The 26,666-nt window shown below is 46.6% G+C and carries 26 protein-coding genes; 11 read left to right on the forward strand and 15 right to left on the reverse strand.

Annotated elements, in window-relative coordinates; translation table 11 throughout:
- The first annotated feature begins 15 nt into the window (after window positions 1-15).
- Window positions 16-1,647: a RagB/SusD family nutrient uptake outer membrane protein gene (locus QFZ51_RS30830; RefSeq protein ID WP_429051352.1), complete on the forward strand. Its 1,632-nt coding sequence runs from the start codon at window positions 16-18 to the stop codon at window positions 1,645-1,647.
- 105 nt (window positions 1,648-1,752) lie between these two features.
- Here QFZ51_RS30830 and QFZ51_RS30835 read toward each other — a convergent pair whose 3' ends face one another.
- Complete coding sequence (locus QFZ51_RS30835; RefSeq protein WP_429051354.1) at window positions 1,753-3,882, reverse strand: alpha-ketoacid dehydrogenase subunit alpha/beta; 2,130 nt, start codon at window positions 3,880-3,882, stop codon at window positions 1,753-1,755.
- A 79-nt stretch (window positions 3,883-3,961) separates the two neighbouring features.
- Here QFZ51_RS30835 and QFZ51_RS30840 point away from each other — a divergent pair, with 79 nt between their 5' ends.
- Window positions 3,962-4,396: a MarR family winged helix-turn-helix transcriptional regulator gene (locus tag QFZ51_RS30840; RefSeq protein WP_370912527.1), complete on the forward strand. Its 435-nt coding sequence runs from the start codon at window positions 3,962-3,964 to the stop codon at window positions 4,394-4,396.
- Between the two features lie 202 nt (window positions 4,397-4,598).
- Here the strand turns inward: QFZ51_RS30840 and QFZ51_RS30845 are convergent, their stop codons facing one another.
- From QFZ51_RS30845 to QFZ51_RS30860, 4 genes are all read right to left on the reverse strand, one after another.
- On the reverse strand, window positions 4,599-5,210 hold the full coding sequence (locus QFZ51_RS30845; protein WP_209863114.1) for a fumarylacetoacetate hydrolase family protein: 612 nt from the start codon (window positions 5,208-5,210) through the stop codon (window positions 4,599-4,601).
- A 53-nt stretch (window positions 5,211-5,263) separates the two neighbouring features.
- Entirely contained in the window at window positions 5,264-5,845 is a 582-nt protein-coding gene (pth, locus tag QFZ51_RS30850) for an aminoacyl-tRNA hydrolase (protein WP_370912529.1), read from the reverse strand.
- Between the two features lie 87 nt (window positions 5,846-5,932).
- On the reverse strand, window positions 5,933-6,523 hold the full coding sequence (locus QFZ51_RS30855; protein ID WP_370912530.1) for a 50S ribosomal protein L25: 591 nt from the start codon (window positions 6,521-6,523) through the stop codon (window positions 5,933-5,935).
- 40 nt (window positions 6,524-6,563) lie between these two features.
- The gene (locus QFZ51_RS30860) at window positions 6,564-7,532 is read right to left on the reverse strand and encodes a ribose-phosphate pyrophosphokinase (protein WP_079470848.1); all 969 of its coding nucleotides are present in this window, start codon (window positions 7,530-7,532) and stop codon (window positions 6,564-6,566) included.
- A gap of 278 nt (window positions 7,533-7,810) precedes the next feature.
- Here QFZ51_RS30860 and radC point away from each other — a divergent pair, with 278 nt between their 5' ends.
- The gene (gene radC / locus QFZ51_RS30865) at window positions 7,811-8,518 is read left to right on the forward strand and encodes a RadC family protein (protein WP_429051358.1); all 708 of its coding nucleotides are present in this window, start codon (window positions 7,811-7,813) and stop codon (window positions 8,516-8,518) included.
- 46 nt (window positions 8,519-8,564) lie between these two features.
- Complete coding sequence (locus QFZ51_RS30870; RefSeq protein WP_429051360.1) at window positions 8,565-9,551, forward strand: Gfo/Idh/MocA family protein; 987 nt, start codon at window positions 8,565-8,567, stop codon at window positions 9,549-9,551.
- Between the two features lie 143 nt (window positions 9,552-9,694).
- Here the strand turns inward: QFZ51_RS30870 and QFZ51_RS30875 are convergent, their stop codons facing one another.
- The 4 genes from QFZ51_RS30875 to QFZ51_RS30890 form a co-directional block, all read right to left on the reverse strand.
- Window positions 9,695-10,372: a 2-C-methyl-D-erythritol 4-phosphate cytidylyltransferase gene (locus tag QFZ51_RS30875; RefSeq protein WP_429051361.1), complete on the reverse strand. Its 678-nt coding sequence runs from the start codon at window positions 10,370-10,372 to the stop codon at window positions 9,695-9,697.
- A gap of 67 nt (window positions 10,373-10,439) precedes the next feature.
- Entirely contained in the window at window positions 10,440-11,489 is a 1,050-nt protein-coding gene (gene queA, locus QFZ51_RS30880; protein WP_370912534.1) for a tRNA preQ1(34) S-adenosylmethionine ribosyltransferase-isomerase QueA, read from the reverse strand.
- A 98-nt stretch (window positions 11,490-11,587) separates the two neighbouring features.
- Window positions 11,588-13,336, reverse strand: coding sequence for an ABC transporter ATP-binding protein (locus tag QFZ51_RS30885; RefSeq protein WP_429051363.1), 1,749 nt, complete (start codon window positions 13,334-13,336; stop codon window positions 11,588-11,590).
- 20 nt (window positions 13,337-13,356) lie between these two features.
- Window positions 13,357-14,127: an AMP nucleosidase gene (locus QFZ51_RS30890; protein ID WP_370912536.1), complete on the reverse strand. Its 771-nt coding sequence runs from the start codon at window positions 14,125-14,127 to the stop codon at window positions 13,357-13,359.
- 93 nt (window positions 14,128-14,220) lie between these two features.
- Between QFZ51_RS30890 and QFZ51_RS30895 the strand changes: the two genes are divergently transcribed.
- A complete protein-coding gene (locus QFZ51_RS30895) occupies window positions 14,221-14,664 on the forward strand; it encodes a type I restriction enzyme HsdR N-terminal domain-containing protein (RefSeq protein ID WP_370912537.1) in 444 nt (147 codons plus the stop codon).
- 229 nt (window positions 14,665-14,893) lie between these two features.
- On the opposite strand, the gene QFZ51_RS30900 is transcribed toward QFZ51_RS30895, so the two are convergent.
- The 4 genes from QFZ51_RS30900 to QFZ51_RS30915 all read right to left on the reverse strand — a co-directional run bounded on the left by QFZ51_RS30900 (window position 14,894) and on the right by QFZ51_RS30915 (window position 18,065).
- Entirely contained in the window at window positions 14,894-16,312 is a 1,419-nt protein-coding gene (locus QFZ51_RS30900; protein WP_079470855.1) for a Glu/Leu/Phe/Val family dehydrogenase, read from the reverse strand.
- 43 nt (window positions 16,313-16,355) lie between these two features.
- Window positions 16,356-16,592: a CcmD family protein gene (locus QFZ51_RS30905; protein ID WP_370912538.1), complete on the reverse strand. Its 237-nt coding sequence runs from the start codon at window positions 16,590-16,592 to the stop codon at window positions 16,356-16,358.
- Window positions 16,589-17,251 (reverse strand): cytochrome c biogenesis protein CcsA, encoded by a 663-nt coding sequence (ccsA, locus tag QFZ51_RS30910; RefSeq protein ID WP_370912539.1) that lies wholly within the window; start codon window positions 17,249-17,251, stop codon window positions 16,589-16,591. The genes QFZ51_RS30905 and ccsA overlap by 4 nt, the downstream gene beginning before the upstream one ends.
- 145 nt (window positions 17,252-17,396) lie before the next feature.
- Window positions 17,397-18,065, reverse strand: coding sequence for a heme exporter protein CcmB (locus QFZ51_RS30915; protein WP_429051369.1), 669 nt, complete (start codon window positions 18,063-18,065; stop codon window positions 17,397-17,399).
- Window positions 18,066-18,190: 125 nt separating this feature from the next.
- Between QFZ51_RS30915 and accC the strand changes: the two genes are divergently transcribed.
- Together accC and QFZ51_RS30925 are read left to right on the forward strand one after the other, a co-directional pair.
- A complete protein-coding gene (gene accC, locus QFZ51_RS30920) occupies window positions 18,191-19,681 on the forward strand; it encodes an acetyl-CoA carboxylase biotin carboxylase subunit (protein ID WP_429051371.1) in 1,491 nt (496 codons plus the stop codon).
- A 76-nt stretch (window positions 19,682-19,757) separates the two neighbouring features.
- Window positions 19,758-20,240: a GtrA family protein gene (locus QFZ51_RS30925; protein ID WP_429051374.1), complete on the forward strand. Its 483-nt coding sequence runs from the start codon at window positions 19,758-19,760 to the stop codon at window positions 20,238-20,240.
- Between the two features lie 38 nt (window positions 20,241-20,278).
- On the opposite strand, the gene QFZ51_RS30930 is transcribed toward QFZ51_RS30925, so the two are convergent.
- Window positions 20,279-20,848 carry a thymidine kinase gene (locus QFZ51_RS30930; RefSeq protein WP_370912543.1) on the reverse strand — a complete coding sequence of 190 codons (570 nt, stop codon included), beginning with the start codon at window positions 20,846-20,848 and terminating at the stop codon, window positions 20,279-20,281.
- Window positions 20,849-20,937: 89 nt separating this feature from the next.
- On the opposite strand from QFZ51_RS30930, the gene QFZ51_RS30935 reads away from it, so the two are divergent.
- Window positions 20,938-21,903, forward strand: coding sequence for a hypothetical protein (locus QFZ51_RS30935; RefSeq protein WP_429051376.1), 966 nt, complete (start codon window positions 20,938-20,940; stop codon window positions 21,901-21,903).
- Here QFZ51_RS30935 and QFZ51_RS30940 read toward each other — a convergent pair.
- Window positions 21,873-23,135 carry a 3-deoxy-D-manno-octulosonic acid transferase gene (locus QFZ51_RS30940; protein WP_429051379.1) on the reverse strand — a complete coding sequence of 421 codons (1,263 nt, stop codon included), beginning with the start codon at window positions 23,133-23,135 and terminating at the stop codon, window positions 21,873-21,875. The two genes, QFZ51_RS30935 and QFZ51_RS30940, sit on opposite strands and share 31 nt — an antisense overlap.
- A 109-nt stretch (window positions 23,136-23,244) precedes the next feature.
- Here QFZ51_RS30940 and QFZ51_RS30945 point away from each other — a divergent pair, with 109 nt between their 5' ends.
- Genes QFZ51_RS30945 through QFZ51_RS30955 form a run of 3 tightly spaced genes read left to right on the forward strand, consistent with a single transcriptional unit; the run spans window position 23,245 to window position 26,657 of the window.
- On the forward strand, window positions 23,245-24,372 hold the full coding sequence (locus QFZ51_RS30945) for a DegT/DnrJ/EryC1/StrS family aminotransferase (protein WP_429051381.1): 1,128 nt from the start codon (window positions 23,245-23,247) through the stop codon (window positions 24,370-24,372).
- A gap of 9 nt (window positions 24,373-24,381) precedes the next feature.
- Window positions 24,382-25,695 carry a UDP-glucose dehydrogenase family protein gene (locus tag QFZ51_RS30950; RefSeq protein WP_429051384.1) on the forward strand — a complete coding sequence of 438 codons (1,314 nt, stop codon included), beginning with the start codon at window positions 24,382-24,384 and terminating at the stop codon, window positions 25,693-25,695.
- 17 nt (window positions 25,696-25,712) lie between these two features.
- Window positions 25,713-26,657: a UDP-glucuronic acid decarboxylase family protein gene (locus tag QFZ51_RS30955; RefSeq protein WP_370912548.1), complete on the forward strand. Its 945-nt coding sequence runs from the start codon at window positions 25,713-25,715 to the stop codon at window positions 26,655-26,657.
- The last annotated feature ends 9 nt before the right edge of the window (window positions 26,658-26,666 follow it).

Raw genomic sequence — 26,666 nt, forward strand, 5'->3', positions numbered from 1 at the left:
GCAAAATTGTAACGTATGAAAAAAAATAAAGCATATATCAGCGCAGCCTTGCTGGCCCTCGGATTGAGCGCCTGTACCAAGCTCGATGAAAAACCATACAGCGAAATTATTTCAGATAATTTTTATCATAATAAAGAAGAAGTACTGTCTGCCGTACTGCGTCCGTTTACGCATGCCGGCGCATGGGCCGCCCCTACCGGTCAAACCGGCTACTGGCGCCTGCAGGAGCTTTCCGCCGATCAGCTGGCATGGCCGCAGAAAGGCAAACACGGTTATGATGGCGGTAACTGGATCCGCCTGCATAACCATACCTGGATTGCTAATGAAGACAATGCCTGGAATCCGTGGAGACTGATGTACTGGGGAATGGGCTTCTGTAACAATACACTGGTAGATCTGGCGGCTATGGACTTCACTAAAATTGGTATGACCAATGAAGACAAAGCCTCCTTTATTGCAGAAACAAAAGTGGTGCGCGCCTGGCATTACCTGAAACTGATGGACCTCTATGGTAACATTCCCATCGTAACAGAAGTAGGTACACCGGCATCTCCGGCTACCAAAACCCGCAAAGAAGTATTTGAGTTCGTTGAAAAAGAACTGAAAGAAAATGTGGAACTGCTGAAACCATTATCCGCAGACATGGTAGGCCGCGCCACCAAAGCGGGCGGCTATGCGATGCTGGTAGAACTCTATCTCAACGCACAGGAATGGACAGGCACCCCACGCTGGGACGACTGTATTAACTATTGCAATAAGATCATTGCAGGCAACGGCGGCTCCCTGAGCGGCGCTGTGCCCGCACTTGAACCGGATATTTTCCGCGCTTTTGCCAACAACAACAATACCTCCCCCGAAGACCTGTTCCAGCTCGCCTATGACCTGAGAGCCGGTAACTCCCGCTTCGGATGGCAAGGTGATTTCTGGCACTACCGTCAACGCCAGGTCTACAACGCCGACGTAGATGGAAACAACAGTATCGTTGTAGTTCCTACTGCTTATGATGCGTATAAAGACAATGACCTCCGCAAGCAAAAGTGGATGCTGATCGGACCACAGAAAAAAGATCCGGCACTACGCACCAGCGTTGCAGACAGTTTGGTACTCGGCACAGAGGAATACAATGGAAAACCGCTTGTATTTGTGAAAGAAATCCGCAGAAACACAGAAGGAGAAAGCGGCGCCGGTGGCATGACGCAGGGTGAAGAGAACAGCGGCGCACGTTTCGCGAAATATGTTCCCGGCACACAAAACGATCCTAACTACTGGGGCAACGACTTTGTATTATACCGTTTGACAGAAATTTATTTCAACAAGGCGGAAGCACTGATGAGAAAAAATAACGGCATCGCAACACAGGATGCAGTAGATCTTATCAACACCTGTAAAAAGCGTGCTTTCAAAGCGGAAGACTGGGCAGCAGAGGCTTATACCCCTACTACGCTCACCATGAATGAACTGCTTGCTGAAAGAGGCCGTGAGTTCATCTTTGAAGGTAAACGCCGTTCGGATCTGATCCGCTTTGGCAAATTTACCACCGCCACCTGGTGGGATCATCAGCCATCTGCTGATAAGTACAAGTTGTTCCCGATTCCTTTCAAACAAACAAGTATTAATCCTAACCTGGTTCAAAACCCTGGTTACTGATAAACTGGTTGGGTAAAGTAGTAAACGACTTTAACCTGGATGCGGAAAACCCAAAACGGCCGTCTCTTAATTGAGATGGCCGTTTTCAATTTAGTATCGTGATGGTCAATAAGCCAGCAGTTCGCTGATAGCAGCTGCTACTTTTGCAGGCGTAGGCAACATGGCTGCTTCCAGGCCGGTGTTAAGCGGCACTGCCGGCAAATCCAGCGCCCCCACCGTAAATACAGGAGCATCGAGGAACCGGAAGCATGTTTGCTGAATGCGTCCTGCCAATGCCTGTGCAAAAGAATTATTGAGTTGTTCTTCTGTAAGGATCAGGCATTTCCCATGTTGCTTCACCATGTCAAATACCAGTTCTTCATCCAATGGGAAAAGGGTGCGCAGGTCCACTATGGTTACCTGGCCAGGATAGGCCTTGGCAGCAGCTTTGGCCCAGTAAACGCCCATTCCGTAAGTAATTATGCAAAGCGTATTGCCCTGGGCAGTATCTTTTGGATGTGCGCGTTGTATTATATTTCCCTTCCCTAACGGCAGCAGGTAATCAGCTGCAGGTTCTATGGTCATGGCATCGAGTGTACCGGGTACTTTGCTCCAATACAGTCCTTTATGCTCCAGCATCACTACCGGGTTGGGATCCAGGAATGCAGCTTTCATCAGTCCTTTCATATCGGCAGCATTGGAGGGATACACCACTTTGATTCCCTTAACGCTTAACAGTGTGGATTCCACACTGCCGGAATGATAAGGACCGCCACCGCCATAGGCGCCCACCGGAACGCGGATAAGGGTTTGTACGGGAAATTTACCATTGCTCAGGTAACACGACTTTGATATTTCTGTAACCAGTTGATTGAATCCAGGGTAGATATAATCGGCAAACTGTACTTCCACAATGGGTTTTACGCCTACGGCAGATAGACCTGCAGTAGCGCCAATAATGTACGCTTCCTGTATCGCGGTGTTATATACGCGGTGTGGTCCGAATTTTTCGCCCAGGGTGGCCGCTTCGCGGAACACGCCTCCCAACCTTACGCCTACATCCTGCCCAAATAAAATAGCTTCCGGATACTGCTGCATAATCTCTTCCACAGCGTGAAGGGCTGCATCTACCATTACTACTTTGGTCTTACCGGCTGGTGTGCGGGTACCACTTTCGGCTGTTACCGCAGCAGGCGCAAATACGTGCTCCTGCACCGTTTCCGGCAATGGTCCCGGGGCCTGTACAGCCTTGTCAAATCCTGCCTTTATATCGGCCGCGGCAGTCTGCTCAATTTTGTCCAGCTCCTCCGGAGTAATGCCGTGTTTCAACAGCAACGCTCTCATTTTAGGAACCGGATCATTGGCTGCATGCTTTTCCAGGTCTTCCGCGGAGCGGTACCATTCTTTTCGCACGCCGGAAGTATGATGTCCCAGCAGGGGTACATTTGCCTGTACCAGTATGGGCCGTCGTTCTTGTCTTACATAACTGATAGCGGTTTCCATCGCAGCATAGCTGGCGGTGAAGTCGCTGCCGTCTACCCGCATGCGTTCCAGGCCTTTAAACCCGGCAGCATATTCATATGCATCCATTGTTCTTACTTCTGCCGCCGTGGCGGAGATACCCCAATCGTTGTCTTGTACCAGGTAAATTACCGGCAGCTGTTTCAGAACGGCAAATTGCAGGGCTTCGCTCACCTCTCCTTCCGTTACGCTGCCATCTCCGAGAGAACAGATCACTACGGGCAATTCCCCATCCGGCCCTGTTTTCAGCAGGGGAGAATGTATTTGTTCCAGGTATTTAAGTCCCTGCGCCATGCCGGTGGTAGGGATCACCTGCATACCGGTGGCGCTGCTCTGGTGGGGTATCTGCGGTTTACCGGCCGCTCTGTTGTTAGGGTGACTGTAATAAGATCTTCCGGCGGAAAAAGGGTCTTCTCCTTTCGCCAGCAATTGGAGCATTAGTTCATAAGGGGTAAAACCGATGGCGAGCAACATGCTCTCATCCCGGTAATAGGGGCTTACAAAGTCCCATGGCCGCAATTGCAGTCCGGTGGCTATTTGTATGGCTTCATGTCCGCGGGAAGTAGAATGCACATATTTGCAGATTTGCCGGTTTGCCTCATAAATGGCGGCCATACTGCCGGCTTCACACATCAATCGCCAGGCTGTTAATAACTCGGCCCGTTCGCCGGCGTTACTACCCCTGTTGGAGGCCGGCGTTTTTAAAGTTGAAACGCTTGTGTTATCTTTAAACACAGTAAGACTGTTTTGGTGATGATGGTAATTTAAAAACAATAGTTGCCATAGCAACAGTTGCTAATGCAAATTAATTAATATGCCTGATACTTTCGTCAGTAATCCCTCTTTTTTTAAGTTGGATGCTACGCTCAAAAAATTGCGCAACTATTGGCAAAAAACGTTTGATGCCCAACAGAAGGACATTACAGTGGATCAGTGGTTGCTGATTGAGAACCTGTATAAACACAAAAAAACTACCCACAACGAGCTGGCCCGTAATACCTCAAAGGATATTACCACCATTTCCCGCATCATTGAGCTGCTGGTAAAAAAAGGGTTGGTAAAAAGGGAAGCCGATGTATACGATCGCCGGAAGGTATATTTACAGCTCACCCCGGACGGAGTGGAAAAATATAAAGATGTAAAGTCGCTGGTATACGATATGCGTAAAATTGGCTGGAAAACGCTGACAGAAACGGATTATGCCGAGTTAACCCGGATCCTGGACACGATTTATGCAAATATTCCGTAGAATCGCCGCGAATTTTGTCTTTCTCGCTGATTACGCTGATTTTACTGATTAGCTGGATTTTTACTTTTTGGATTTTATAAAGGATTATGGGAGATAAGAGCGAATATATCCGCTTCTATCTCCCATAATCCTTTATAAAATCCAAAGGTAAAATCAGTAAAATCAGCGTAATCAGCGAGAAAGACAAAATTCGCGCTGGTCCTTATTTAACAGAAAACTCCAGCAGGCTGTCGTTTTCAATAAATGCCTCGAAGTCGTCTCCGATTTCCGTTGGTCCTACGCCGGCGGGGGTGCCTGTAAAAATGAGGTCGCCTATGTTCAGGGTAAAGAAGCGGGAAATATAGGCTACCAGGAAATCGAAGGAGAACAAAAGATCCTGTGTATTACCGGATTGCGCCAATGCCTTGTTTTTATACAGGCAGAAATTGATATCTTTTTTATCCATTTCCGGGGTAATGGGGATGAAATTACCCACCACTGCGGAGTTATCGAAAGCTTTGGCTATTTCCCAGGGTAATCCTTTCGCTTTTTGCTTATCCTGCAGATCCCGGGCGGTAAAATCGATACCTACGGAGATATGATCGTAGTACTTATCTGCAAATTTTTCCTGGATATGTTTACCGTTTTTGCTCACCCTGAGTACCAGTTCGCATTCGTAGTGCAGGTTGGTAGTAAATTCCGGGTAATAGAACGGGTGCCCGTTTTGCAGCAACGCATTCTTTGGTTTCATAAATAACACCGGTTCTGTGGGCACTTCATTCTTCAACTCCCTGGCATGGTCGGCATAATTCCTGCCTACGCAAATAATTTTCATAATGCGTTTGTTTTAAAGTATAAAAAAAGCAGATAGGAACCAGATGAACAAATTTATTTCACAGACGGGAAGGTCAGTTTATTACTGTCGTTCATAGTACGGGCAATGCCGATACTGGCAAAACTTTCAATGATATCCGAACATTTCCATATTTTCTCTTCTACAATCCGTTCTTCTGTATTTTTCCATTTACTGAGTACAAATTCCACCTGGCGGCCCTTGGGATAATTATTACCTACCCCGAAACGCAGGCGGGGATACTGGTTGGTACCCAGGGATTCCTGGATACTTTTCAGGCCGTTATGCCCGGCATCACTGCCGCCGGGGCGTAAGCGGAGCACATCCAGCGGAAGGGCCAGGTCGTCGAGGATCACAAGCAGGTTTTCCACGGGTATCTTTTCCTTATCCAGCCAGTATTTGATAGCCTTACCGCTCAGGTTCATGTAAGTGGTGGGCTTAATAACAATAAACGTTTTCCCTTTCCATTTACATTCCGCCACATCAGCGAGCCGGTCGTTCCGGAAGGAGGCTTTATGCCTGGCAACAAAATCATCTACCACATCAAAACCTATATTATGACGGGTATGCCGGTATTCCTCGCCGATATTGCCTAATCCTGCTATTAAGTATTTCATACGGGTCGTTTTCGTACCTGGAGATTTCCAAAATTAAAAAGCCCCTCTAAAAGTAGAGAGGCTTTTTGGAAAAATATATCTAAAAGATTATTTCTTTTTAGCATCTTTTTCAGCAGTTGCTTCTTCCTGACGCAGCTGACGGGTCATTACCACAGAAGCGATTGGAATACGCGGAGAGTTGGTGATTTCAACACCTTCAATTTTCACGTCTTCTACACGGATGTTCGCGTTCAGTTCCAGGTTATCGATGTTAACTTCGATATTTTCAACCAGGTGCTTAGGCAAAGCTTTTACTTTCAGCGCTTTCAGTTTGCTAACCAGTTTACCGCCGGCTTTAACACCTGCAGAAGAACCAACCAGTTTAATTGGAATGGTAACAGCAACCTGTTTGTCTTCTACCAGTTCCATGAAATCGATGTGAGCAAGTGCGTCAGTAACTACATCAAACTGCATATCTTTCAATACGCATCTGTAAGTTTTAGCACCCAGTTTAATTTCTGCAATCTGGAAAGCTGCAGTGTAAACCAGTGTTTTGAATGCTTTGGCAGGAGCTGAAAAATTAACAGTTTCTGCACCCCCGTAAATAACGCAAGGCACTTGTTCCTCAGAACGGATCTGGCGGGTGGCTTTTTTGCCGAATTCGCTCCTGAGTTGTCCTTCGATGGTTATTGTGTTCATTGTTTAGACAATTTATATTGATTATTAAAATACTATGTTATCAATCTCCCCGGCGGTGACTGTGAATAAACAGGCTGGTAATTGATTTGTTTTCGTGCATGTTACGGATGGCTACCGCAAAAAGCTCTGCAACAGATATCACCTTGATCTTGGAACCCGCTCCCTGTGGTTTGATAGGAATGGTATCACATACCACTATCTCCTGCAGTACTGATTTTTCGATATTTTCGTACGCATTTCCGCTGAAAACGGGATGGGTACAAAAAGCACGTACACTCCGGGCGCCTTTTTCCATTAACAGGTTGGCGGCTTTTGAAAGTGTGCCTGCAGTATCGCAGATATCATCAATGAGCACAATGTCCCTGTTTGTCACATCTCCTATCACTACCATTGATGCTATTTCATTGGCTCGTTTACGATGTTTGTCGCAAATAACCATTTCAGCATTAAAGTAAGACGCTACTTCACGTACCCTATTGGTACTTCCTACGTCAGGGGACGCAAAGGTAAGATTTTCCAGCTTTAAATTCTCTATATAAGGAATAAAAATAGCTGAACTATCAAGATGATCTACCGGGATATCAAAGAACCCCTGGATCTGAGGTGCATGCAAGTCCATGGTTATCACCCTGTTAGCCCCTGCCGAAGTAAGCAGATTGGCCACCAGTTTAGAGCCGATAGCCACGCGGGGCTTATCTTTTCTGTCCTGGCGGGCGTATCCGAAATAAGGAATTACTGCGGTGATATAGCCGGCGGAAGCCCGCTTGGCAGCATCAATCATCAACAGCAGCTCCAGCAGGTTGTCTGAAGGCGCACTGGTTCCCTGAATCAGGAAAACATAGTCACCCCGGATACTTTCCAGGAAAACAGGCTGGATTTCCCCATCGCTGAATTTCTGAATCTTTACTTTGCCAAGACCGCCATTAAGACCCTTGCCATATTTCTTGGCAATTTTCTCGGCCAAGGCCGGATTACTGTTGCCTGTGAAAATTTTTACTGAAGGTTGCATACTAGATACTAGTGGAAAAGAGGTTGCAAAACTAGGATTTTTTGGGAGTACCCGCCTGATTTTTTTTGAAATACAAATTATATAGCTGTTAAAAACCAGCTATAATTATCACATTATCATAACGTTTTAAGAGATAATAGGTCCCGAAAAATTCCTATAACGATCGGTACCGAATATAACGATTTTATAACGATCCACTGGTAAAAGGAAAAGAAAAATGTGGTGGAAGAACAGGTGTGTCATGATAGATTTGTATATTTGGATAAATGGAATAAGTCATGTTTGTTGATGTTAACCCGGCTCCCCACCTGGCTATTCATAAATGGCCGGATAATGAAAAGCCAAGAGAAAAACTGATCAATATAGGCCCCACTGCGCTAAGCGATGCAGAGTTACTGGCAATCCTGTTGCATACAGGTCATAAAAGTAAATCCGCCCTTGAGCTGGCAAAGGAAATCCTCCGCCTGGCCAATAACAACCTCTCCGAACTGGGAAAAATAAACGTAAAAAAGCTGCAAAAAATCCGGGGAGTGGGTTATGCCAAGGCTGTTACCATATTGGCCGCTATGGAGCTGGCCCGCAGGCGGCAAGCCGGCACCATCCATAAAAAAACAGTGATCAACAACGGATCGGATGCAGCCATGTTTTTCAAGCCCATGCTTGCAGACCAGCCCTATGAAACCTTCCATGTCCTGTTCCTCAGCCACGCGAACAAAGTGCTTCATTACCGCCACCTCAGTACCGGCGGCATCACCAGCACTGTCGTGGATCCCCGCATTATTTTCCGGGAAGCACTGGATACAGGCGCCACCAAGTTATTACTCTGCCATAACCATCCTTCCGGCAGCCTCCGCCCCAGCCAGGCCGATCTCCGGATTACCAGCCGCATAAAAGATATGGGAATGCTCTTCGATATCCAGGTAATGGATCATATCATTGTATCCGAAACCGGGTATTACAGCCTCGCGGAAGAAGGGATGATATAAATCCCGAAATGTGTTTTACTTTCGCACATATTTATTCATTTTCCATATGCTCAAAATAGGACTCTTCGGCGTAGGACATTTAGGTAAGATACACCTCTCTCAACTGGCCACTATGAAAGACGTAGAAGTGGTAGGCTTCTATGATCCCAACAATGCAAATGCAGCCAGCATCTCCGAGCAATATAATATTCAGCGGTATACAACCGCGGAAGAACTGATACAGTCGGTAGACGCCATTGATATTGTGGCGCCAACCACCCTGCACTTCAAATTATGCGAACTGGCCATCCGCAACGGCAAACACATATTCGTGGAAAAACCCATGACCAACACCATGGACGAAGCCAAAACACTGGTTAAACTGGTGGAAGAAGCGAATATAAAATTCCAGGTAGGCCACGTGGAAAGATTCAATCCCGCTTACCTCGCACTCCGGGGATATGATCTCAAACCCATGTTCATTGAAGTACACCGCCTCGCAGAATTCAATCCCCGCGGTACAGACGTAAGCGTTATCCTCGACCTGATGATCCACGACATCGACATCGTGCTGAGCATCGTGAAATCTACCGTGAGCCGCATCTCCGCCAGCGGAGTTGCTGTTATGAGCGACACCCCGGATATCGCCAACGTACGCATCGAATTCCATAATGGCTGCGTAGCCAATCTCACTTCCAGCCGTATCTCCCTGAAAAAGATGCGCAAAATGCGCCTCTTCCAGAAAGATGCTTACATCGGCATCGATTTCCTCGATAAAAAAACAGAGATCATCAAACTCAAAACACCGGAAGACGAAGGCTTGTTTACCCTGGATATTGAAACCAACAGCGGCAGAAAAACAATCGCCATCGATAACCCGGAAATAAAACAATCCAATGCCATCCGTATGGAACTGGAAATGTTCCGCGACAGCATCCTGCAAAATAAACCGGTTGCCGTAAATGCGATCGACGGCCTGCAGGCAATGGATGTAGCCCACCAGATCCTCGCAAAAATAAATAAAGGCCTGTCTGAAACGGCCTCCGCTAAATAGTTATGCTGGTAACCCGGCGCAGGTAATTATGCCAGCAGTGATACGCTTACCAATCGCCGGGTTACTGCATTCGTCGTTTTTGCCAATACTGCAAAAGCAGCAGGCTTTACCGGCAGGTAACGTTATCTCCTATAACAGGCACTTTAGCTGCGCTCTTTCAGCAACACTTCTGCAATAGCAAGATCAAGCGGTTTCGTAATTTTAATATTGGACTCTTCTCCCGGCAGCAGATGCACAGGATACCCCAGCCGTTCCACTACGGTGGCTTCATCCGTAAACAACGGATCATAGGGCAGTTCAAAGGCAGGCAGGATCAACTCCGAAAGAAATGTTTGCGGCGTCTGGATAATCCTGAAACGATCGCGGTCCACAGCAGCATTGCTGCCGCCTGATATCTCCCGGATACTGTCTTTCATATCAATCACCGGGATAGCGCTACCATGGATAAGTGCGGCTTCATAACAGGCACGGATCAACGTAGTGGATACCAGCGGGCGCACCCCATCGTGTACAAATACCACCGACGGGTGTTTTACCTGCTGCAATCCATTCTGTACAGAATGAAAGCGGGTATTTCCTCCTTTTATAATGGTGATGTCCGGCAGTTTATCAAAAGCCTGCAGGATGTGGTTGGCGAAAGTAAAATGAGCTTCAGGAAGCACCAGCACAATTTCCATATCCTGAAAGGCGGCCGCAAAAGCGGCAATAGTGTGGTACAATACAGGTTTACCGGACAGTTCCAGGAACTGTTTGGGAACAGCGCTCTGCATCCGGGTACCGGACCCGCCGGCAACTATGATAGCCACTTTTTTATATTCCATAAAAAAAGATCGGGGATTTTCTTATCCAGTTGGCTGAATAAGAAAATCCCCGAAAAGTGCTTTGTAATTAAACGATCAGCATGGCATCGCCATAGCTGAAGAAACGGTATTTCTCTTTAATCGCCTGCTGGTAAGCCTCCATGACCAGGTCATATCCTGCAAAGGCGCAGGTCATGATGAGCAGGCTGGTTTTAGGCAGGTGGAAGTTCGTTACCAATGAATTTGGAATGGCAAAATCATATGGCGGATGAATGAACGTATTCGTCCATCCTTCTGCTGCTTTCAGATGGTTTTGCGCAGTTACGGAAGATTCTACGGCACGTACAGAGGTAGTACCAATAGCGCAGATCTTGCGGTTTTCTTCTTTCGCTTTGTTTACCACTTTCACTGCGTGTTCTTCAATATGAAAATACTCCGCATCCATTTTGTGTTTGCTCAGGTCTTCCACTTCAATAGGGCGGAAAGTACCTAAACCTGTGTGCAGCGTTACTTCTGCAAACTTAACACCTTTAATTTCCAAACGTTTGATCAACTCACGACTGAAGTGCAAACCTGCAGTAGGTGCAGCTACAGCGCCTTCGTACTTGGCATACACGGTCTGATAACGCTCTTTATCTTCGTCTTCCGGTTTGCGTTTGATATACTTAGGCAATGGCGTTTCTCCCAGCTGATCAAGCACCTGTTTGAACTCTTCATCATTACCTTCGAATAAAAAACGGATGGTACGGCCTCTTGAAGTAGTGTTATCAATTACCTCTGCTACCAACGTCTCGTCGTCGCCAAAATACAACTTGTTGCCTACACGGATTTTACGCGCCGGGTCAACAATTACATCCCACAGACGGTTTTGCTTGTTCAGCTCACGCAGCAGGAATACTTCAATTTTTGCTCCTGTTTTTTCTTTACGGCCATATAACCTTGCCGGAAATACCTTCGTATTGTTCACAATCATTACATCCTTGTCGTTGAAATAACCGAGGATATCCTTGAATACTTTGTGCTCAATTTTGCCGGTATTACGATGTACCACCATTAAACGTGATTCATCTCTTGTCTTGGTAGGGTGCTGGGCGATCAGATTTAAAGGAAGATCGAATTTGAACTGTGATAGTTTCATATTACGGTATGAATAAATTTTAGAGGTGCAAAGTTATCAATTATTATCTACATCATCAAAAAATGATATATAATGTATAATAATCAGATAATTATATATTATATTCCTTTAGGAATGGCTGCTATCAGTTGTTGAGTATACGGGTTTTCCGGATGGTTATACACCCTGTCGGCTGCTCCCTGTTCCACAATCTTTCCTTTCTGCATCACCATCATCCGGTCGCTGATAAACCTTACCACGGAAAGATCGTGTGAAATAAAAATACACGTAAAGCCCAGCTCTTCCCGTAAACGGATCAGCAGGTTCAGCACCTGCGCCTGCACACTTACATCCAGCGCTGCTACCGATTCATCACAGATGATAAAAGAGGGTTCCACCGCCAGGGCACGCGCTATCACAATCCGTTGCCGTTGCCCGCCGGAAAACTCATGCGGATAACGGTTAAAATGCTCAGGCAGCAGATTCACCTTCTCCAATAATTCCTCCACTTTTGCTTTCTGCTGCCGCTCCGTGCCATACAAACCATGCACTTTCATAGGCTCCAGGATAGCGGCCCCAATGGTTTTCCGGGGATTCAACGATGCGTATGGGTCCTGGAAAATCAATTGCATATCCTTCCGCAGCGCACGCATCCCGGTGGCCGACAAACTTCGTATATCCTGTCCTTTATAAATAATACTTCCTGCGGTTGGTTCTGCAAGTCTTAGCAGCGACCGGCCCAAAGTGGTTTTACCACAACCAGACTCGCCTACTAACCCAAGCGTTTCACCGGTGATTACCCGGAAGCTCACATCGTCCACGGCTTTGGCCCATTGCAGTACTTTACCCGTGATACTCCTTTTCACGGGAAACCACGTTTTCAGCTGATGCACCTCCAGCAGAGGTGGCGCGGCTGCCAGCTGTTGCTCCCGCTGCCGCAGCGCTGCGTCGGGGATTACCAGCGACTGCATCACATCCCGGATGGCGCCTGCTTTTTCGTGTATCTGTCCCCGTGAGTCCGTCTCCATAAAATCCCGGATCACGGGCAATCTCACCAAACGTTTATCCAGCGGGGGCCGGCAAGCCAGCAGTCCCTTTGTGTAAGGGTGTTGCGGATGCAGGAACACCTCTTTCACAGTTCCTTCTTCCACAATATTCCCTTTATACATCACCACTACCCTTTCCGCTATTTCAGCTACCACGCCTAAATCATGGGTAATAAAAATAACGCTCATCTCCATCTGCTGTTGCAGTTCCCGGAGTAGTTCCAGTATAGCTTTTTGCACGGTAACATCCAGCGCTGTAGTGGGCTCATCGGCGATGAGCAGGCGGGGATAGCAGGAGATGGCCATCGCAATCATAACCCGTTGTTTTTGTCCGCCGGAAATTTCATGGGGATAACGGTCCGTAATCGCCGCAGGATCAGGGAGTTTTACCTTTTGGAAGAGGGCGATCACTTCCTCGCGGGCGGCCTTGCGGCTTATGCCGGTATGCAACCGGATAGCTTCCGCCACCTGCTCTCCGCAGGTATGCAGCGGATTCAGCGCCGTCATGGGTTCCTGAAAAATCATGGCAATTTCGTTGCCGCGGTAGCTACGCATGGTAGCATCGGGCAACTGCAGCAGGTTTACTGCTGTTTCATCCGCAGCCTGGTAAAGGATCTTTCCACCGGAGATGGTACCAGGCATATCAATGAGTCGCATGAGCGAAAGGGCAGTAACGGATTTTCCGGAACCGGATTCTCCTACTACGCCTACAATTTCACCCTTTCCTATGGAAAGGGAAATCTGATTAACAGCTGTTGTTGTTGTTTGTCCGGACCTGAATGTTACCTCCAGGTCCTGTATCTCTACCCGCGTGGAAAGCATACCCGGAAGATACAACAATTCTAAAAACGCAGGTGCTTCACGGTCTGGTGACTTTCAATCAGCTTCTGTAAGGAGTCGATGCCTACTTTAAGATGGCGTTCCACAAATTTAGTGGTCACCTTTTTGTCGCTTTCTTCCGTTTTTACGCCTTCCGGCACCATCGGCTGATCAGATACCAGCAATAAAGCACCGGTAGGGATCTTGTTAAAGAAACCAACAGAAAAGATGGTGGCTGTTTCCATATCCACTGCCATTGCTCTTATCTTTTCCAGGTATTGTTTAAATGCGGCATCATGCTCCCATACACGTCTGTTGGTGGTATAGCAGGTGCCTGTCCAGTAATCGTAACCGGAATCACGGATCGTGGTGGAAATGGCTTTTTGCAAAGCAAATGCAGGCAGTGCGGGTACTTCCGGGGGGAAATAATCGTTGCTGGTACCTTCCCCGCGGATAGCGGCGATAGGCAGTATCAGGTCGCCGATGTTATTCTTCTTTTTTAATCCGCCGCATTTTCCGAGGAATAATACTGCTTTCGGGGAGATGGCAGATAACAGGTCCATTACGGTAGCAGCACCCGGACTTCCCATACCAAAGTTGATAATGGTAATATCACCTGCCGTAGCGCATTGCATAGGCCGGCCAACGCCAACGATTTCCACGTTGTTCCATTCGGCAAACATTGTTACATAATTACTGAAGTTGGTGAGGAGGATGTGGGAGCCAAATTGATCCAGTTTCTCACCCGTGTAGCGGGGCAGCCAGTTAGCTACAATTTCGTCTTTTGTCTTCATAGCTTTTTGACAAGCAAATATAAGGTTTTGTTCGCTAACCTCAATATTATCCTAATGTAAGTATCTTCGCAACGGTATTAAATCAGTTATATCTTGATCGCGATCAGCTTCCCTCCACCCGATTTCAAAATTATGAAAGAAGGCAGCAAAGAACTCATCTTTGACCGCTTCCGTAAAAAATATGTGGTACTCACACCGGAAGAGTGGGTACGGCAAAATTTCTTGAACTACCTGGTGAAAGTGCTGAATTACCCGGCATCCCTGATAGGTATTGAAAAGGAAATTTTTCTGGGAGAGATGAAGAAGCGATTCGACATCGTGATCTACAACCGTGCAACACAACCCTGGATGCTGGTGGAATGCAAAGAAATGAATGTACCGCTCACCGAGCACACCATGCAGCAGGTGATCCGCTATAACATGGTAATTCCCGCCACCTACCTGGTGATCACCAACGGCCTGAACACCTTCTGCGGCAATTACGTGGCGGCCGAAAATAAATGGCGGTTCCTGCGCGAGTTGCCGGGGTTTGCTTAGCGCGCCTTCGGCGCGGAAATTGTCTTGGAGCGCTGATTACGCTGATTTTACTGATTAGCTTGATTTGATCATTTTGGATTTTAAAAGATTTGGGGAGATATAAGCGGATATATTCGCTTTTATCTCCCCAAAATATTTATCAAAAAAAAACCTAAAAGTAAAAATCAAGCTAATCAGTAAAATCAGCGCTCCAAGACAATTTCCGCGCCAAAGGCGCGCTCCGCGCTCATCAAGGGAAAATGCCCAGTTGCTCGTAAGCCGCACCTACTTTGTTAATGGCTACTACGTAAGCGGCTGTACGCATATCATGGATCTGCGGGTTTGCCATCATTACGTCGCGTACTTCGTGGAGTGCAGCGTGCATGGTTTCTTCCAGGCCGGAATATACCAGGTCTACTTCATCCGCACCATGGGCAATGAACTTTCTTTCTTTATCAGAAACAGTTTTGCCGGTCAGCTCTTCGATGGTTTGCAGGATATGAATGTTCATATTTTCATCGAAGCGTTTGCCCAAACGGCCGTAACGCACGTGGCTGAGGTTTTTCAGCCATTCGAAATAAGAAACGGTTACACCGCCGGCGTTCAGGAACATATCCGGCACCACGATCACGCCTTTCTTATTCAGGATTTCATCCGCTTCCGGTGTTAAAGGACCATTGGCAGCTTCACCGATGATCTTTGCTTTAACGTTGGGAGCGTTGTGTTTATCAATTACATTTTCCAGGGCAGCAGGGATCAGGATTTCACAATCCAGTTCCAGGCCATCTGTATTTTTATTGAGGTTGGTAGCGCCGGCGAAGTTTACGATAGAACCGGTGGCTTTTTTGTGCATCAGTACTTCATCAGGATTCATACCCTGTTCGTTATAGATGGCGCCATCCCACTCGATCAGGCAGATTACTTTGGCGCCTGCTTCATGGAAGTATTTAGCAGCGTGGTACCCCACGTTACCCATTCCCTGTACAATCACTCTTTTTCCTTCGATGCCGGTGGTAAGACCAAGGCGGTCCATGTCTTCCTTGATGTTACACAGTTCGCGTAAACCGTAGAACACACCTAAACCGGTTGCTTCTGTACGACCGCGCACACCGCCCTGTGATACAGGTTTACCGGTAACGCAACCGTAGCCGTCAATTTCTCCCGGGCGCAGGCTCATGTAAGTATCCAGGATCCAGCTCATTTCCCTTTCGCCGGTACCGTAATCAGGAGCAGGAACATCTGTACCTGGTCCGATAAAGTTTTTCTTTACCAGTTCCGCGGTATAACGACGGGTAATCGCTTCCAGCTGAAAGGGCGTATAGTTGCGGGGGTTGATTTTCAAACCACCTTTGGCACCACCAAACGGCACGTTCACAATGGCGCATTTGTAGGTCATCAGGGATGCCAGGGCCATTACTTCGTCCTGGTTTACTTCATCGCTGAAGCGGATACCACCTTTGCAGGGAAGTTTATGATGTGAATGTTGTACGCGGTAAGCTTCAATCACCTGTACAGAATCGCCTATTCTCACCGGGAATTTAATCTGGTAAACGGCGTTGCAGGCCTTGATCTGCTCCAGGATACCTTTGTCCCATTTAGTGAATGCAGCTGCTTTGTCGAAGCTTTTCTCCACACTCTGGAAGAAGCTATAATGCTGATCTTGCGACATAAATTATTGTTTTGGTATAACGATTAGATTTTAAATTTTCGGGTTACTGATTTTTATCTTTTTCTTCCAGCTTACCGATCTTTCTGTCCAGATTGATAAGAAATAACACGATTCCCAGGAAGATGATCACTAAAACACCAACAATGACATAAATTTTATCGTTGCTGCGGAAGAATTCGTTGACCGCTCCTTTCTCTGTATTCTGCTGTTGTGCATTTGCCAGTACCGAAATGAATAGCAAGGCCAGGGTCAGGCAAAATGAAAACGCTCTATTGATCATTTAAAAATATTTTTAAGCTGTAATTTCCTGTAACGTACTACCAATGTGAATATCCACACACTCAGCAGGGTCCAGCCAATAAAGGCGGGATACAACACCAGTTTCATGGAGCCATCGGTATCTTTTGACGCAAAGCCTGGTGTGGTAGCGCTTCCCGGATGCAGGGAGTCCACCATGCGGGGAATGATATAGGTTAAGGGTATCAGCAATGCAAACGCAAAAATGTTGAAAACTGCGGATATCCGTGCCCGTTTGTCGAGGTCGTGTATGCTCATGCGCAGCACCAGGTAAGCCATATAGATAAGAATGGCGATGGCGGTGCACATCTGTTTGGGATCGTCTGTAAGCGTGCCGCCCCAGGTATAGGTAGCCCAAAGCGTACCTGTTGCGAAGCCCAATACGCCGAAGAAAGTACCCACTCCTGCAGCGCTGGAGGCAATCACATCTTTCTTTAAATCGTATTTCGACAGATAAAGCAGCGAGTTGATAATAGATATGGTGTACATGGTATACATACATATCCACATCGGTACGTGAAAGAACAATCCGCGGGATGATTGTCCGTTGGTTCCTATTATAGGTATTTTAACAGTGAACCCGGCGATAATTACATATAAAAGAAGCAGTATCGCTAATGCTTTCCACCAATGTCTGGCCATTTTTTAATAGCTATATTCGGGGGCAAACCTACACGTTTTAAACCTAATCACAAAGATTTTCGGGGATTTTAAGTTTATCCAACGGCAGTAATTCCCCGTTAAATATCCTTTACAGAAGTGAGCTTTTTGTTTGATATTTCTAATATCAGTCTTTCCACAAAAATGGGAAAAGGATCATTGTCAGGGCAATAACCAGTATATCCATTCCCCCGAGCAACAGGAACATTTTAGGCAGTTCCGGCTGATATACGGTTACAAAGGCAGATAAAGAGATGTTGGCCAGCAGCATCAACACCGGCATAATCAGGGGGAAACCCATCACGGCCATCAGTGCTGCATTGTGATTGGCCTGGGCGGCAATAGCCGCCAGCATGGTAAATAGCAGGGAGATACTGGTACCGCCCAGGAGTACCATGCCCACAAAATAAATGGGGTTGATAATGGGATTGCCCAGGAACGCAATGCTGCAAACCAAAGCAATAATGCTCATGAGGGTCATTAAGATCACATTGTAGATCAGCTTGGCCGCAATAAAACAGCGCGGATTCACCAGGGAATAGAAATACAGGAGCCGTCCCCTGCTTTCCTGCATAAAACTTTTAGCGACGGCATTTACTGCCACAAACAGCTGTATCACCCAGAAAAGGGCATTCCATACTTTGTCGTCCGGTCGTCCCATCATCAGGTTGATGACAAAAACAGTAGACACAATATAGAGCAGTACCCCATAAAAAGCATACTGCTGGCGTAATTCCAGCGTAAGATCCTTTTTCACGAGGGTAAATGTCTGATGTATGGGATTGCTTTTTTTCATGATCAGGCGCAAAGATAGTTATTCACAATTAGCTTTCAGCCGTTACCCATTTTTAAGTATATTTAGCCCCTCATTAAAAAATGACATCCCCATAGCAAAGGGGCCTTGTTAAAAGCAAACTGCTGATGAAGAAAATTCTGGTTGCCAATCGGGGAGAGATTGCATTACGCATTATGCGTTCTGCACATGAAATGGGTATAAAAACAGTGGCGGTATATTCCGAAGCGGATCGATCCATGCCCTTTGTACAATATGCAGATGAAGCCGTTTGCATTGGTCCCGCACCTTCCAATCAATCTTACCTGCTGGGCGAAAAAATAATTGCCGTGGCTAAAGAAAAAGGAGCGGATGGCATTCACCCGGGATATGGTTTTTTAAGTGAAAATGCCCGTTTTGCACAGCAGGTAACGGATGCCGGTATTACTTTCATTGGTCCGTCTGCCGCTTCCATTGAGGTAATGGGCAGTAAGCTGGCTGCCAAACAGGCGGCGCAGAAATTCGGCGTCCCCATGGTTCCGGGCACAGAAACGCCTTTACGCAGTGTGGAGGAGGCCAGGGAAGTGGTAAAGAAAACAGGCTTTCCTATCCTGATCAAAGCTTCCGCCGGTGGTGGTGGTAAAGGAATGAGGGTGGTTAATGCCCCGGAAGAACTGGATGAGCAGATCAGGATGGCTAAAAGCGAAGCCCTCAGCGCCTTTGGTGACGACGCCGTATTTATAGAAAAGTATGTGGGTTCGCCACGGCATATAGAAATACAGGTATTGGGCGACCGCCACGGTAACTGTGTATATTTATTTGAAAGGGAGTGTTCTATTCAAAGACGCCACCAGAAGCTGATTGAAGAGGCGCCGTCGTCCTGCCTCACACCGGCCATCCGCGCCGCTATGGGCCAGTGTGCCGTAGATGTGGCCAAAGCCTGCAACTATTATGGCGCCGGCACCGTGGAATTCCTGGTAGATGACCAGTTGAACTTCTACTTCCTGGAAATGAATACCCGCCTGCAGGTGGAGCATCCGGTTACGGAACTGATCACCGGTCTCGACCTCGTAAAAGAACAGATTAAGGTGGCCCGGGGAGAAAAATTATCTTTCACCCAGGAAAGCCTGAAAATAAACGGCCATGCCATTGAACTGCGTATCTGCGCTGAAGATCCGGGCAATAACTTTCTGCCGGACACCGGTAAGCTGGAAACCTATATCCGTCCGCAGGGTTATGGCGTGCGGGTAGATGACGGATATGAACAAGGCATGGATATTCCCATTTACTACGATCCGATGATTGCCAAGCTCATCGCCTGGGGCAGCAACCGGGAAGAAGCCCGGCTTCGCCTGATCCGCGCCATTGAAGAATACCAGGTAAAAGGGATTAAAACCACCCTGCCTTTCGGTAAATGGGCACTGCAGCAGCCTGCCTTCATTGAAGGAGATTTTGACACCAACTTTATCAATAAATATTTTACGCCACAGTCGCTGCTTACAGACGAAGCAGACCTCAATAAACTGGCGGCAATCCTGGCTGCATACGTATGGCAGCAAAACAATATAAATTTACAGGAAGCGGCTATCAGCAATCATCCACGTGAATCGGCCTGGAAAAAAAGGAATATGTTAAGATAAGCCAAAACAGTTGTTAACTTTCGTTAAAGTGTTTCCTGAAAACCCGAAAACGCATAACTTTGCGCCAATTTTAATTATGTTACGTAACATCATATTACAGATCCTTCAGTTCTTTTACCAGCCCTTTTCGAAGGTGATGCCCTGGCAAACCTTCCGCTACTTAGCATGTGGCGGGGGCAATACCGTATTGGATATATGCCTGTATTATGTATGTTATAATTTTATACTGCACCAGCAAATGGTTCACCTGGGGCCGGTTAGCATGAGCGCGCATATCGCTGCCCTCTTTATGTCAATGGCGGTCACCTTTCCTACCGGTTTCCTGCTCAGCAAATATGTAGTGTTCTCTGAATCCAATTTACGCGGACGCGTACAATTGCTCCGTTACTTCATGCTGGTAGGCATCTGTATTGTACTGAACTATTTATTAATGAAGATATTTGTGGACCACCTGCACTTGTATGCCACCGTAGGTAAGATCTGTACCACTGTGCTGGTAGTAACTTTCAGCTATCTGACCCAGAAGAAATTTACCTTTAAAGTGAAACAACAGGCATAAAGTAAAAAGGAAGGTCGCTGACCTTCCTTTTTACTTTATCATACATTTTCGTAATAGCAATGCCTGCATCTCGGTTCATACAGATCCTTCTCTCCCAGCAACAATGTTTCTTTTGATGCCGATTTACGGTAAGAGTAATTGGCAATATGACCGCACTTCACACAGATGGCGTGCAACTTGGTAATATAATCTGCTTTTGCCAGCAGGAAGGGCATCTGACCAAATGGCTTGCCTGTGAAATCCATATCCAGCCCGGCAACGATTACACGCACCCCACGAAGCGCCAGCTGATCACATACATTGGGTAACTCATCATCAAAAAACTGCGCTTCATCAATACCTACCACATCTACTTCCTGGGCCAGCAACAGGATTTGCTGGGAATTTTCTATTGGTGTGGAAATAATTTTATTGTCGTCATGCGACGTAAGGCTTCTTTCATCAAACCGGGTGTCTATGGCAGGCCCGAATATTTCTACCTTTAAATTGGCGATACGTACCCGTTTGAGCCGGCGGATCAGTTCTTCGGTTTTCCCCGAAAACATAGAGCCGCAAATTACCTCGATCCAGCCCCTCCGCCCTCCTGCAAGAGAAGGTTCAATAAACATATTATACTAATTTGATTATTAATTAATTAAAATATTCTAATTTTATGAAAATAAAATAATTCTATCACTAACCCGTTAACAATTAAGGCATGGAAAAAATTAATGCATTAATTGAAAAACTACAGGAATTAAAAAATTCCGGGGCTGAGCTTTCTGCAATTTCGTACTACGCGCAATTGCTCCAGGCAGAGGTGTTGCATGCGCGTAACAAGCTGCATCAGCAACAGGTGCAATCTACACAGGGAAATATCGCGGTGATCATGCCTGCGCAACAACCGATAACGGTACCGGCGCCGGCAGCAACTGCGCCGCAAACTACAACATTACCTTCAAATAAACCGGCGGAAACGCCAATTGCCACCGCTGAGCCTGAAGATATCAATACCCGCGCAGCCAGGCTAAATGATACGCCTACCCGTAATACGGTAATACTTACTGAAGATATTAATGGCCGCGCCTCCAGGACAGAAGAACCTTCAGCTACCAAACCTGTGGAAATGCCTAAAGCCACGCCAATGGAAACGCCGATAGCGGCTGTGCCTCCGGCGGCCGACCTGGTACCCCCCAAACCGGAACCGGTTGTCACTGCCCAACCCATTCCCACCCTGGCAATTAATCAATCTCCTGTTGAAAAAACAAAACCCGCGCAGGCTGCTACCCTGTTCGACGATATACAACCTGTAAAAAACACGCCGCCGGTGGCCAACAACGGCGAACTCCGAAAAGATCTCAACGAACTTGCCGGCAGCAACGGTACTTCACTAAACGACCGTTTGCGGCAACAACAGGTAGAAGTAGCACAGAAACTTGGTGAGATGCCTATTAATGATCTGCGGCAGGCCATTGGTATCAATGAAAAATACCAGTTCATTCAGGAGCTGTTCCGGGGCGACCGCGACCTGTACGAACGTTCTATCAAAACCATCAATGAATGTAGTAATCTCCAGGAAGCGGATTACTGGATCCAGCGTGAAATAAAAATTATACAGGGATGGGAAGACGACCATCACCTGGTGCAGCACTTCTATTCGTTGCTCAAAAAGCGTTTCTCCTGAATATAATCTAACACCTTTTGGGTAGCTCCGGTATTGGCGGCTACATAATTTCCAGCGATGGCGGCTACTTCAGCACAGGCTACCTTGTCGGCCAGGAGCATCTCCATACAGGTGTGGAGGTTTCTGTAATTATGTACTACCAATGCGCCACCCGCGGCCACCAGCTCCACTGCTTCGAAGTATTTCCCGAATTCCGGTCCTATGATCACCGGCTTGCTGTAAACGGCCGGCTCCAGTATATTATGTATGCCGTCCTTGCCAAAGCCCCCTCCTACATAAGTGATAGCAGCATAACGATAGAGCGTAGTGAGCATGCCGATATTATCTATGATCAATACATCCCCCTGCCTGTTATTTCCTTGCTTTAGTTCAGAGAAGCGCTGCGCATCCGGAAACAAAGCCAGTATCGACTGGATATGGTGATCATCAATTTCATGGGGTGCAAGGACCAGCTTTACGTCTGTTTCTTCCTTTTCTTTCCACCAGTCGCCCAGGATTTTTTCATCGGATGGCCAGGTACTACCGGCTACGACTAATCGCTTTTCGCCGGCAAAAACGGAAATTTCAGGCAATTCCCGGCATTCATTGAGCAGGGCGGCCACCCGGTCGAACCGTGTGTCCCCGCTGATGCTGCTATTTTGCAACTCAATTCCGCGAAGTAATTGAAGGGATGCCTCATTCTGTACAAAAATATGTGTCAGGTGGCGCAGGAGGCCGCGGAACATGTTGCCATATCCCTTAAAAAATACCTGATCGGGCCGGAAAATGCCAGATACCAGCAGGGTCGGGATATTCCTTTGATGGAGGGTAGTCAGGTAATGATACCAGAATTCATATTTTATGAAGATAGCCAGGGCGGGCTGAACAATATCTATAAAATCCCGGGCGTTGCTGCGGGTATCCAGGGGCAGGTAATAAACATGGTCCGCGCCTTTATAGTCTTTCCGGACCTCATACCCCGAAGGCGAAAAAAATGTTAACAAAATTTCATATGAGGGCCAGGCAGCGCGGATTGCCTCCAGTACCGGCCTCCCCTGCTCAAATTCCCCCAGGGAGGCAGCATGGATCCATACTACCGGACGAGAGCCGATTCCGTCCTTCCGCATACGCGATTGCCAGTTCTGCCGGCCTTCCAGCCAGCGCCGGGCTTTGGTTTTGCCTGCCAATGCGGCCAGGTGAACTCCCGCTTTATACAATTGAAGCCCTGCATTATAAATTCCTGTTGCTATCATTCGCCTGCGTACTTTTACTTAATTTTCAGCTGAATGCAAAGATAATCCCCAGCCAATCCCAAAATTTGTAAATTTGCACACTTTAAACAAAATAAAAATATACGATCATATGGTTCCTATTCAGATGGTAGACTTGAAACGCCAGTATACGAAGATTAAATCACAGGTAGATGCAGCCATCGGCGAAGTGCTGGATAGTTCCGCTTTTATTAATGGTGGCGCGGTTCAGAAGTTTAGCACTGAATTGCAGTCATACCTGGACGTAAAGCATGTGATTCCCTGTGCAAATGGTACAGACGCGCTTCAAATTGCCATGATGGCGCTCGGACTGGAACCAGGCGATGAGGTAATAACTCCCTCATTCACCTTTATAGCCACCGCGGAGGTAATCGCCCTGTTACAACTGAAACCCGTTTTTGTGGATGTAGATCCTCAAACCTACTGCGTGGATGTAGCTGCCATAGAAAAAGCAATTACCCCCAGAACCAAAGCCATCGTGCCGGTACATTTATACGGTCATGTAACGGATATGGAACCGTTGATGGCGCTGGCGGCAAAACATAAACTGTACGTGATTGAAGATAATGCCCAGGCTATTGGCGCCGATTATACTTTTAGCGACGGCACAAAGAAAAAAGCCGGTGCTATTGGTCATATTGGCTGCACTTCTTTCTTCCCTTCAAAAAATCTGGGTTGTTATGGAGATGGTGGCGCCATTTTTACAAATGATGATGAACTGGCGGCGAAGATTCGCATGGTCGCCAATCATGGCCAATCTGCCCGCTATTATCATGATGTCGTAGGCTGCAACTCCCGTCTCGATTCTGTACAGGCAGCCGTATTGCGTATTAAACTGCCATTACTGGATCAATATATTACTGCACGCCGTAAGGTGGCAGACGCATATGATGCTGCATTTGCAGATATGCCACAAATAACAACACCTTATCGCGCTCCGTACAGCTACCATGTATTTCATCAGTATACACTGCAGTTAAATGGCGCTGACAGAAATGAGCTGCAGAAATACCTGGCAGAAAAAGAGGTACCTGCAATGATATATTATCCTGTTCCTGCCCACCGCCAGAAAATGTTCGAGCATTTTGGTGGCGCGGCCTTTGATCTTCCCGTAACCGATAGTCTCACCACAAAGGTGATTTCCTTGCCAATACACACTGAAATGGATCCCGATCAATTGGAGCACATTATCCAATCCGTTAAATCATTTTTAAAATAATCACCCCGCATGAAAATTACAGTAGTAGGAACTGGTTATGTAGGTCTTGTAACCGGGACTTGTTTTGCCGAAACAGGAAATGATGTCACTTGTGTAGACATTGATGCCAACAAAGTAAAAAAGCTTTCGTCAGGTCAAATTACTATTTATGAACCTGGCCTGGAAAAATTATTTGAGCGCAACCTCAAAGAGGAACGTTTGTTCTTTACCACTAGTTTGGAAGAGGGCATTAAAGATGCTGAAGTAATTTTCCTTGCATTGCCTACCCCTCCGGGAGCAGACGGAGCTGCAGATCTTTCCTTTGTGCTGAATGTAGCAGAGCACCTGGGTAAAATCATGACTGACTACAAAGTTATCGTAGACAAAAGCACCGTACCTGTGGGTACCGCAGAAAAAGTAATCGCTGCCATCGCGAAAAATTGTAAAACCCCATTTGATGTAGTTTCCAACCCGGAATTTTTACGTGAGGGGGTGGCAGTAGACGACTTCATGAAACCAGACAGGGTGGTGATTGGCACTATGTCTGAAAGGGCACGCAAAGTAATGGGAGAATTGTATGCTCCTTTTGTGAGACAAGGAAATCCTATTCTTTTCATGGATGAAAAATCGGCAGAACTCACCAAGTATGCTGCCAATTCCTTCCTGGCCACAAAGATTTCCTTCATGAATGAAATTGCGGTATTATGTGAAAGACTCGGCGCTGATGTAGATATGGTGCGCAAGGGTATTGGTAGTGATGACCGTATCGGTAAACGCTTCCTTTTCCCGGGTATCGGATACGGCGGCAGCTGTTTCCCCAAGGATGTACAGGCATTGGTAAAGTCATCACAGGATGCACAGTACGAATTTAAGATACTGAATGCCGTAATGGATGTAAATGAAAATCAGAAGCTGTTTCTTCTTCCGAAAATAAAAAGTTTCTTTAAAAACGATCTGAAGGGCAAGCATTTTGCGCTCTGGGGACTTGCCTTCAAACCAAATACAGATGACATCAGGGAAGCACCGGCATTGTACATTATTGAAGCATTGCTGGCAGAAGGCGCCACTGTAAGTGTTTTTGATCCGGAAGCTATGGCAAATGTAAAACAGGTAGTGGGAGATAAAATCATCTACGCCGAACATCAATACACTTGCCTGGAAAACGCAGATGCGCTGATTATTGCTACAGAATGGAGCGTATTCAGGACTCCTGACTTCCATAAAATTTCGGCCAGTCTTAAAAATCAGGCTATTTTTGACGGCAGAAATCTTTTCGAAGTCTCCCGCATGAAAGAACTCGGTTACCATTACGAAAGTGTAGGACGTATACCAGCAACATTGTAATTACTTATAACAACAACATGGAAAAGAAAAAAATACTTATTGCCGGTGCAGCTGGATTTCTTGGCTCCCACCTTTGTGATCGTTTTATAAAAGAGGGTTTTCATGTAATTGGCATGGACAACCTCCTTACCGGCAATATCAAAAATATAGAACATCTTTTTCCGTTACCGGAATTTGAATACTATCACCACGATGTTACCAAGTTTGTGCATGTTCCGGGAAAACTGGATTATATACTGAACTTTGCTTCCCCCGCCAGCCCCATTGATTACCTCAAGATGCCTATCCAGACGCTGAAAGTAGGATCATTGGGAACGCATAACCTGCTGGGACTGGCAAAGGAAAAAAAGGCGCGTATCCTCGTAGCTTCCACTTCTGAAGTATATGGTGATCCAAACGTACATCCGCAACCGGAAGAATACTGGGGTAATGTAAATCCCGTAGGTCCCAGGGGAGTATATGATGAAGCCAAAAGATTCCTGGAGTCTATTACCATGGCTTATCATAATTTCCATGGTGTAGACACCCGTATCATCCGTATCTTCAACACTTACGGTCCGCGTATGCGACTCAATGACGGCCGTGCACTGCCCGCATTCATGAGCCAGGCGCTGAATGGTCAGGATCTCACCGTATTTGGCGACGGCAGCCAGACCCGTTCCTTTTGTTATGTAGATGACCTCGTGGAAGGTATCTATCGTTTATTATTAAGCGACTACCACCTGCCTGTTAACATCGGCAATCCACAGGAAATCACATTGAACCAGTTTGCTGAAGAGATCATTGCATTAACAGGTTCAAAACAAAAGATTGTTTACCATCCGTTACCAAAAGACGATCCGAAACAACGTCAGCCCGATATTACCAAAGCACGTACACTGTTAGGTTGGGAACCAAAAGTAGGCAGACAGGAAGGATTAAGGATCACATATGAATATTTTAAAGAAGCCTTATTAAAATAAACTTTTCTC

Origin of the sequence: Chitinophaga sp. W3I9, assembly GCF_050434025.1 — a bacterium.
Lineage (GTDB): Bacteria > Bacteroidota > Bacteroidia > Chitinophagales > Chitinophagaceae > Chitinophaga.

What these genes read in the sequence shown, in the direction of transcription:
- ccsA (WP_370912539.1), bottom strand. Translation starts at nt 17,251, where the DNA reads ATGGCCAGACATTGGTGGAAAGCATTAGCGATACTGCTTCTTTTATAT.
- QFZ51_RS30875 (WP_429051361.1), bottom strand. Translation starts at nt 10,372, where the DNA reads ATGGAATATAAAAAAGTGGCTATCATAGTTGCCGGCGGGTCCGGTACC.
- QFZ51_RS30860 (WP_079470848.1), bottom strand. Translation starts at nt 7,532, where the DNA reads ATGCAACCTTCAGTAAAAATTTTCACAGGCAACAGTAATCCGGCCTTG.
- QFZ51_RS30890 (WP_370912536.1), bottom strand. Translation starts at nt 14,127, where the DNA reads ATGAAGACAAAAGACGAAATTGTAGCTAACTGGCTGCCCCGCTACACG.
- QFZ51_RS30885 (WP_429051363.1), bottom strand. Translation starts at nt 13,336, where the DNA reads ATGCTTTCCACGCGGGTAGAGATACAGGACCTGGAGGTAACATTCAGG.
- pth (WP_370912529.1), bottom strand. Translation starts at nt 5,845, where the DNA reads ATGAAATACTTAATAGCAGGATTAGGCAATATCGGCGAGGAATACCGG.
- QFZ51_RS30945 (WP_429051381.1), top strand. Translation starts at nt 23,245, where the DNA reads ATGGTTCCTATTCAGATGGTAGACTTGAAACGCCAGTATACGAAGATT.
- QFZ51_RS30870 (WP_429051360.1), top strand. Translation starts at nt 8,565, where the DNA reads ATGCTCAAAATAGGACTCTTCGGCGTAGGACATTTAGGTAAGATACAC.
- radC (WP_429051358.1), top strand. Translation starts at nt 7,811, where the DNA reads ATGTTTGTTGATGTTAACCCGGCTCCCCACCTGGCTATTCATAAATGG.
- QFZ51_RS30905 (WP_370912538.1), bottom strand. Translation starts at nt 16,592, where the DNA reads ATGATCAATAGAGCGTTTTCATTTTGCCTGACCCTGGCCTTGCTATTC.
- QFZ51_RS30930 (WP_370912543.1), bottom strand. Translation starts at nt 20,848, where the DNA reads ATGTTTATTGAACCTTCTCTTGCAGGAGGGCGGAGGGGCTGGATCGAG.
- QFZ51_RS30840 (WP_370912527.1), top strand. Translation starts at nt 3,962, where the DNA reads ATGCCTGATACTTTCGTCAGTAATCCCTCTTTTTTTAAGTTGGATGCT.
- QFZ51_RS30830 (WP_429051352.1), top strand. Translation starts at nt 16, where the DNA reads ATGAAAAAAAATAAAGCATATATCAGCGCAGCCTTGCTGGCCCTCGGA.
- queA (WP_370912534.1), bottom strand. Translation starts at nt 11,489, where the DNA reads ATGAAACTATCACAGTTCAAATTCGATCTTCCTTTAAATCTGATCGCC.
- accC (WP_429051371.1), top strand. Translation starts at nt 18,191, where the DNA reads ATGAAGAAAATTCTGGTTGCCAATCGGGGAGAGATTGCATTACGCATT.
- QFZ51_RS30915 (WP_429051369.1), bottom strand. Translation starts at nt 18,065, where the DNA reads ATGAAAAAAAGCAATCCCATACATCAGACATTTACCCTCGTGAAAAAG.
- QFZ51_RS30955 (WP_370912548.1), top strand. Translation starts at nt 25,713, where the DNA reads ATGGAAAAGAAAAAAATACTTATTGCCGGTGCAGCTGGATTTCTTGGC.
- QFZ51_RS30935 (WP_429051376.1), top strand. Translation starts at nt 20,938, where the DNA reads ATGGAAAAAATTAATGCATTAATTGAAAAACTACAGGAATTAAAAAAT.
- QFZ51_RS30950 (WP_429051384.1), top strand. Translation starts at nt 24,382, where the DNA reads ATGAAAATTACAGTAGTAGGAACTGGTTATGTAGGTCTTGTAACCGGG.
- QFZ51_RS30925 (WP_429051374.1), top strand. Translation starts at nt 19,758, where the DNA reads ATGTTACGTAACATCATATTACAGATCCTTCAGTTCTTTTACCAGCCC.
- QFZ51_RS30845 (WP_209863114.1), bottom strand. Translation starts at nt 5,210, where the DNA reads ATGAAAATTATTTGCGTAGGCAGGAATTATGCCGACCATGCCAGGGAG.
- QFZ51_RS30900 (WP_079470855.1), bottom strand. Translation starts at nt 16,312, where the DNA reads ATGTCGCAAGATCAGCATTATAGCTTCTTCCAGAGTGTGGAGAAAAGC.
- QFZ51_RS30855 (WP_370912530.1), bottom strand. Translation starts at nt 6,523, where the DNA reads ATGAACACAATAACCATCGAAGGACAACTCAGGAGCGAATTCGGCAAA.
- QFZ51_RS30940 (WP_429051379.1), bottom strand. Translation starts at nt 23,135, where the DNA reads ATGATAGCAACAGGAATTTATAATGCAGGGCTTCAATTGTATAAAGCG.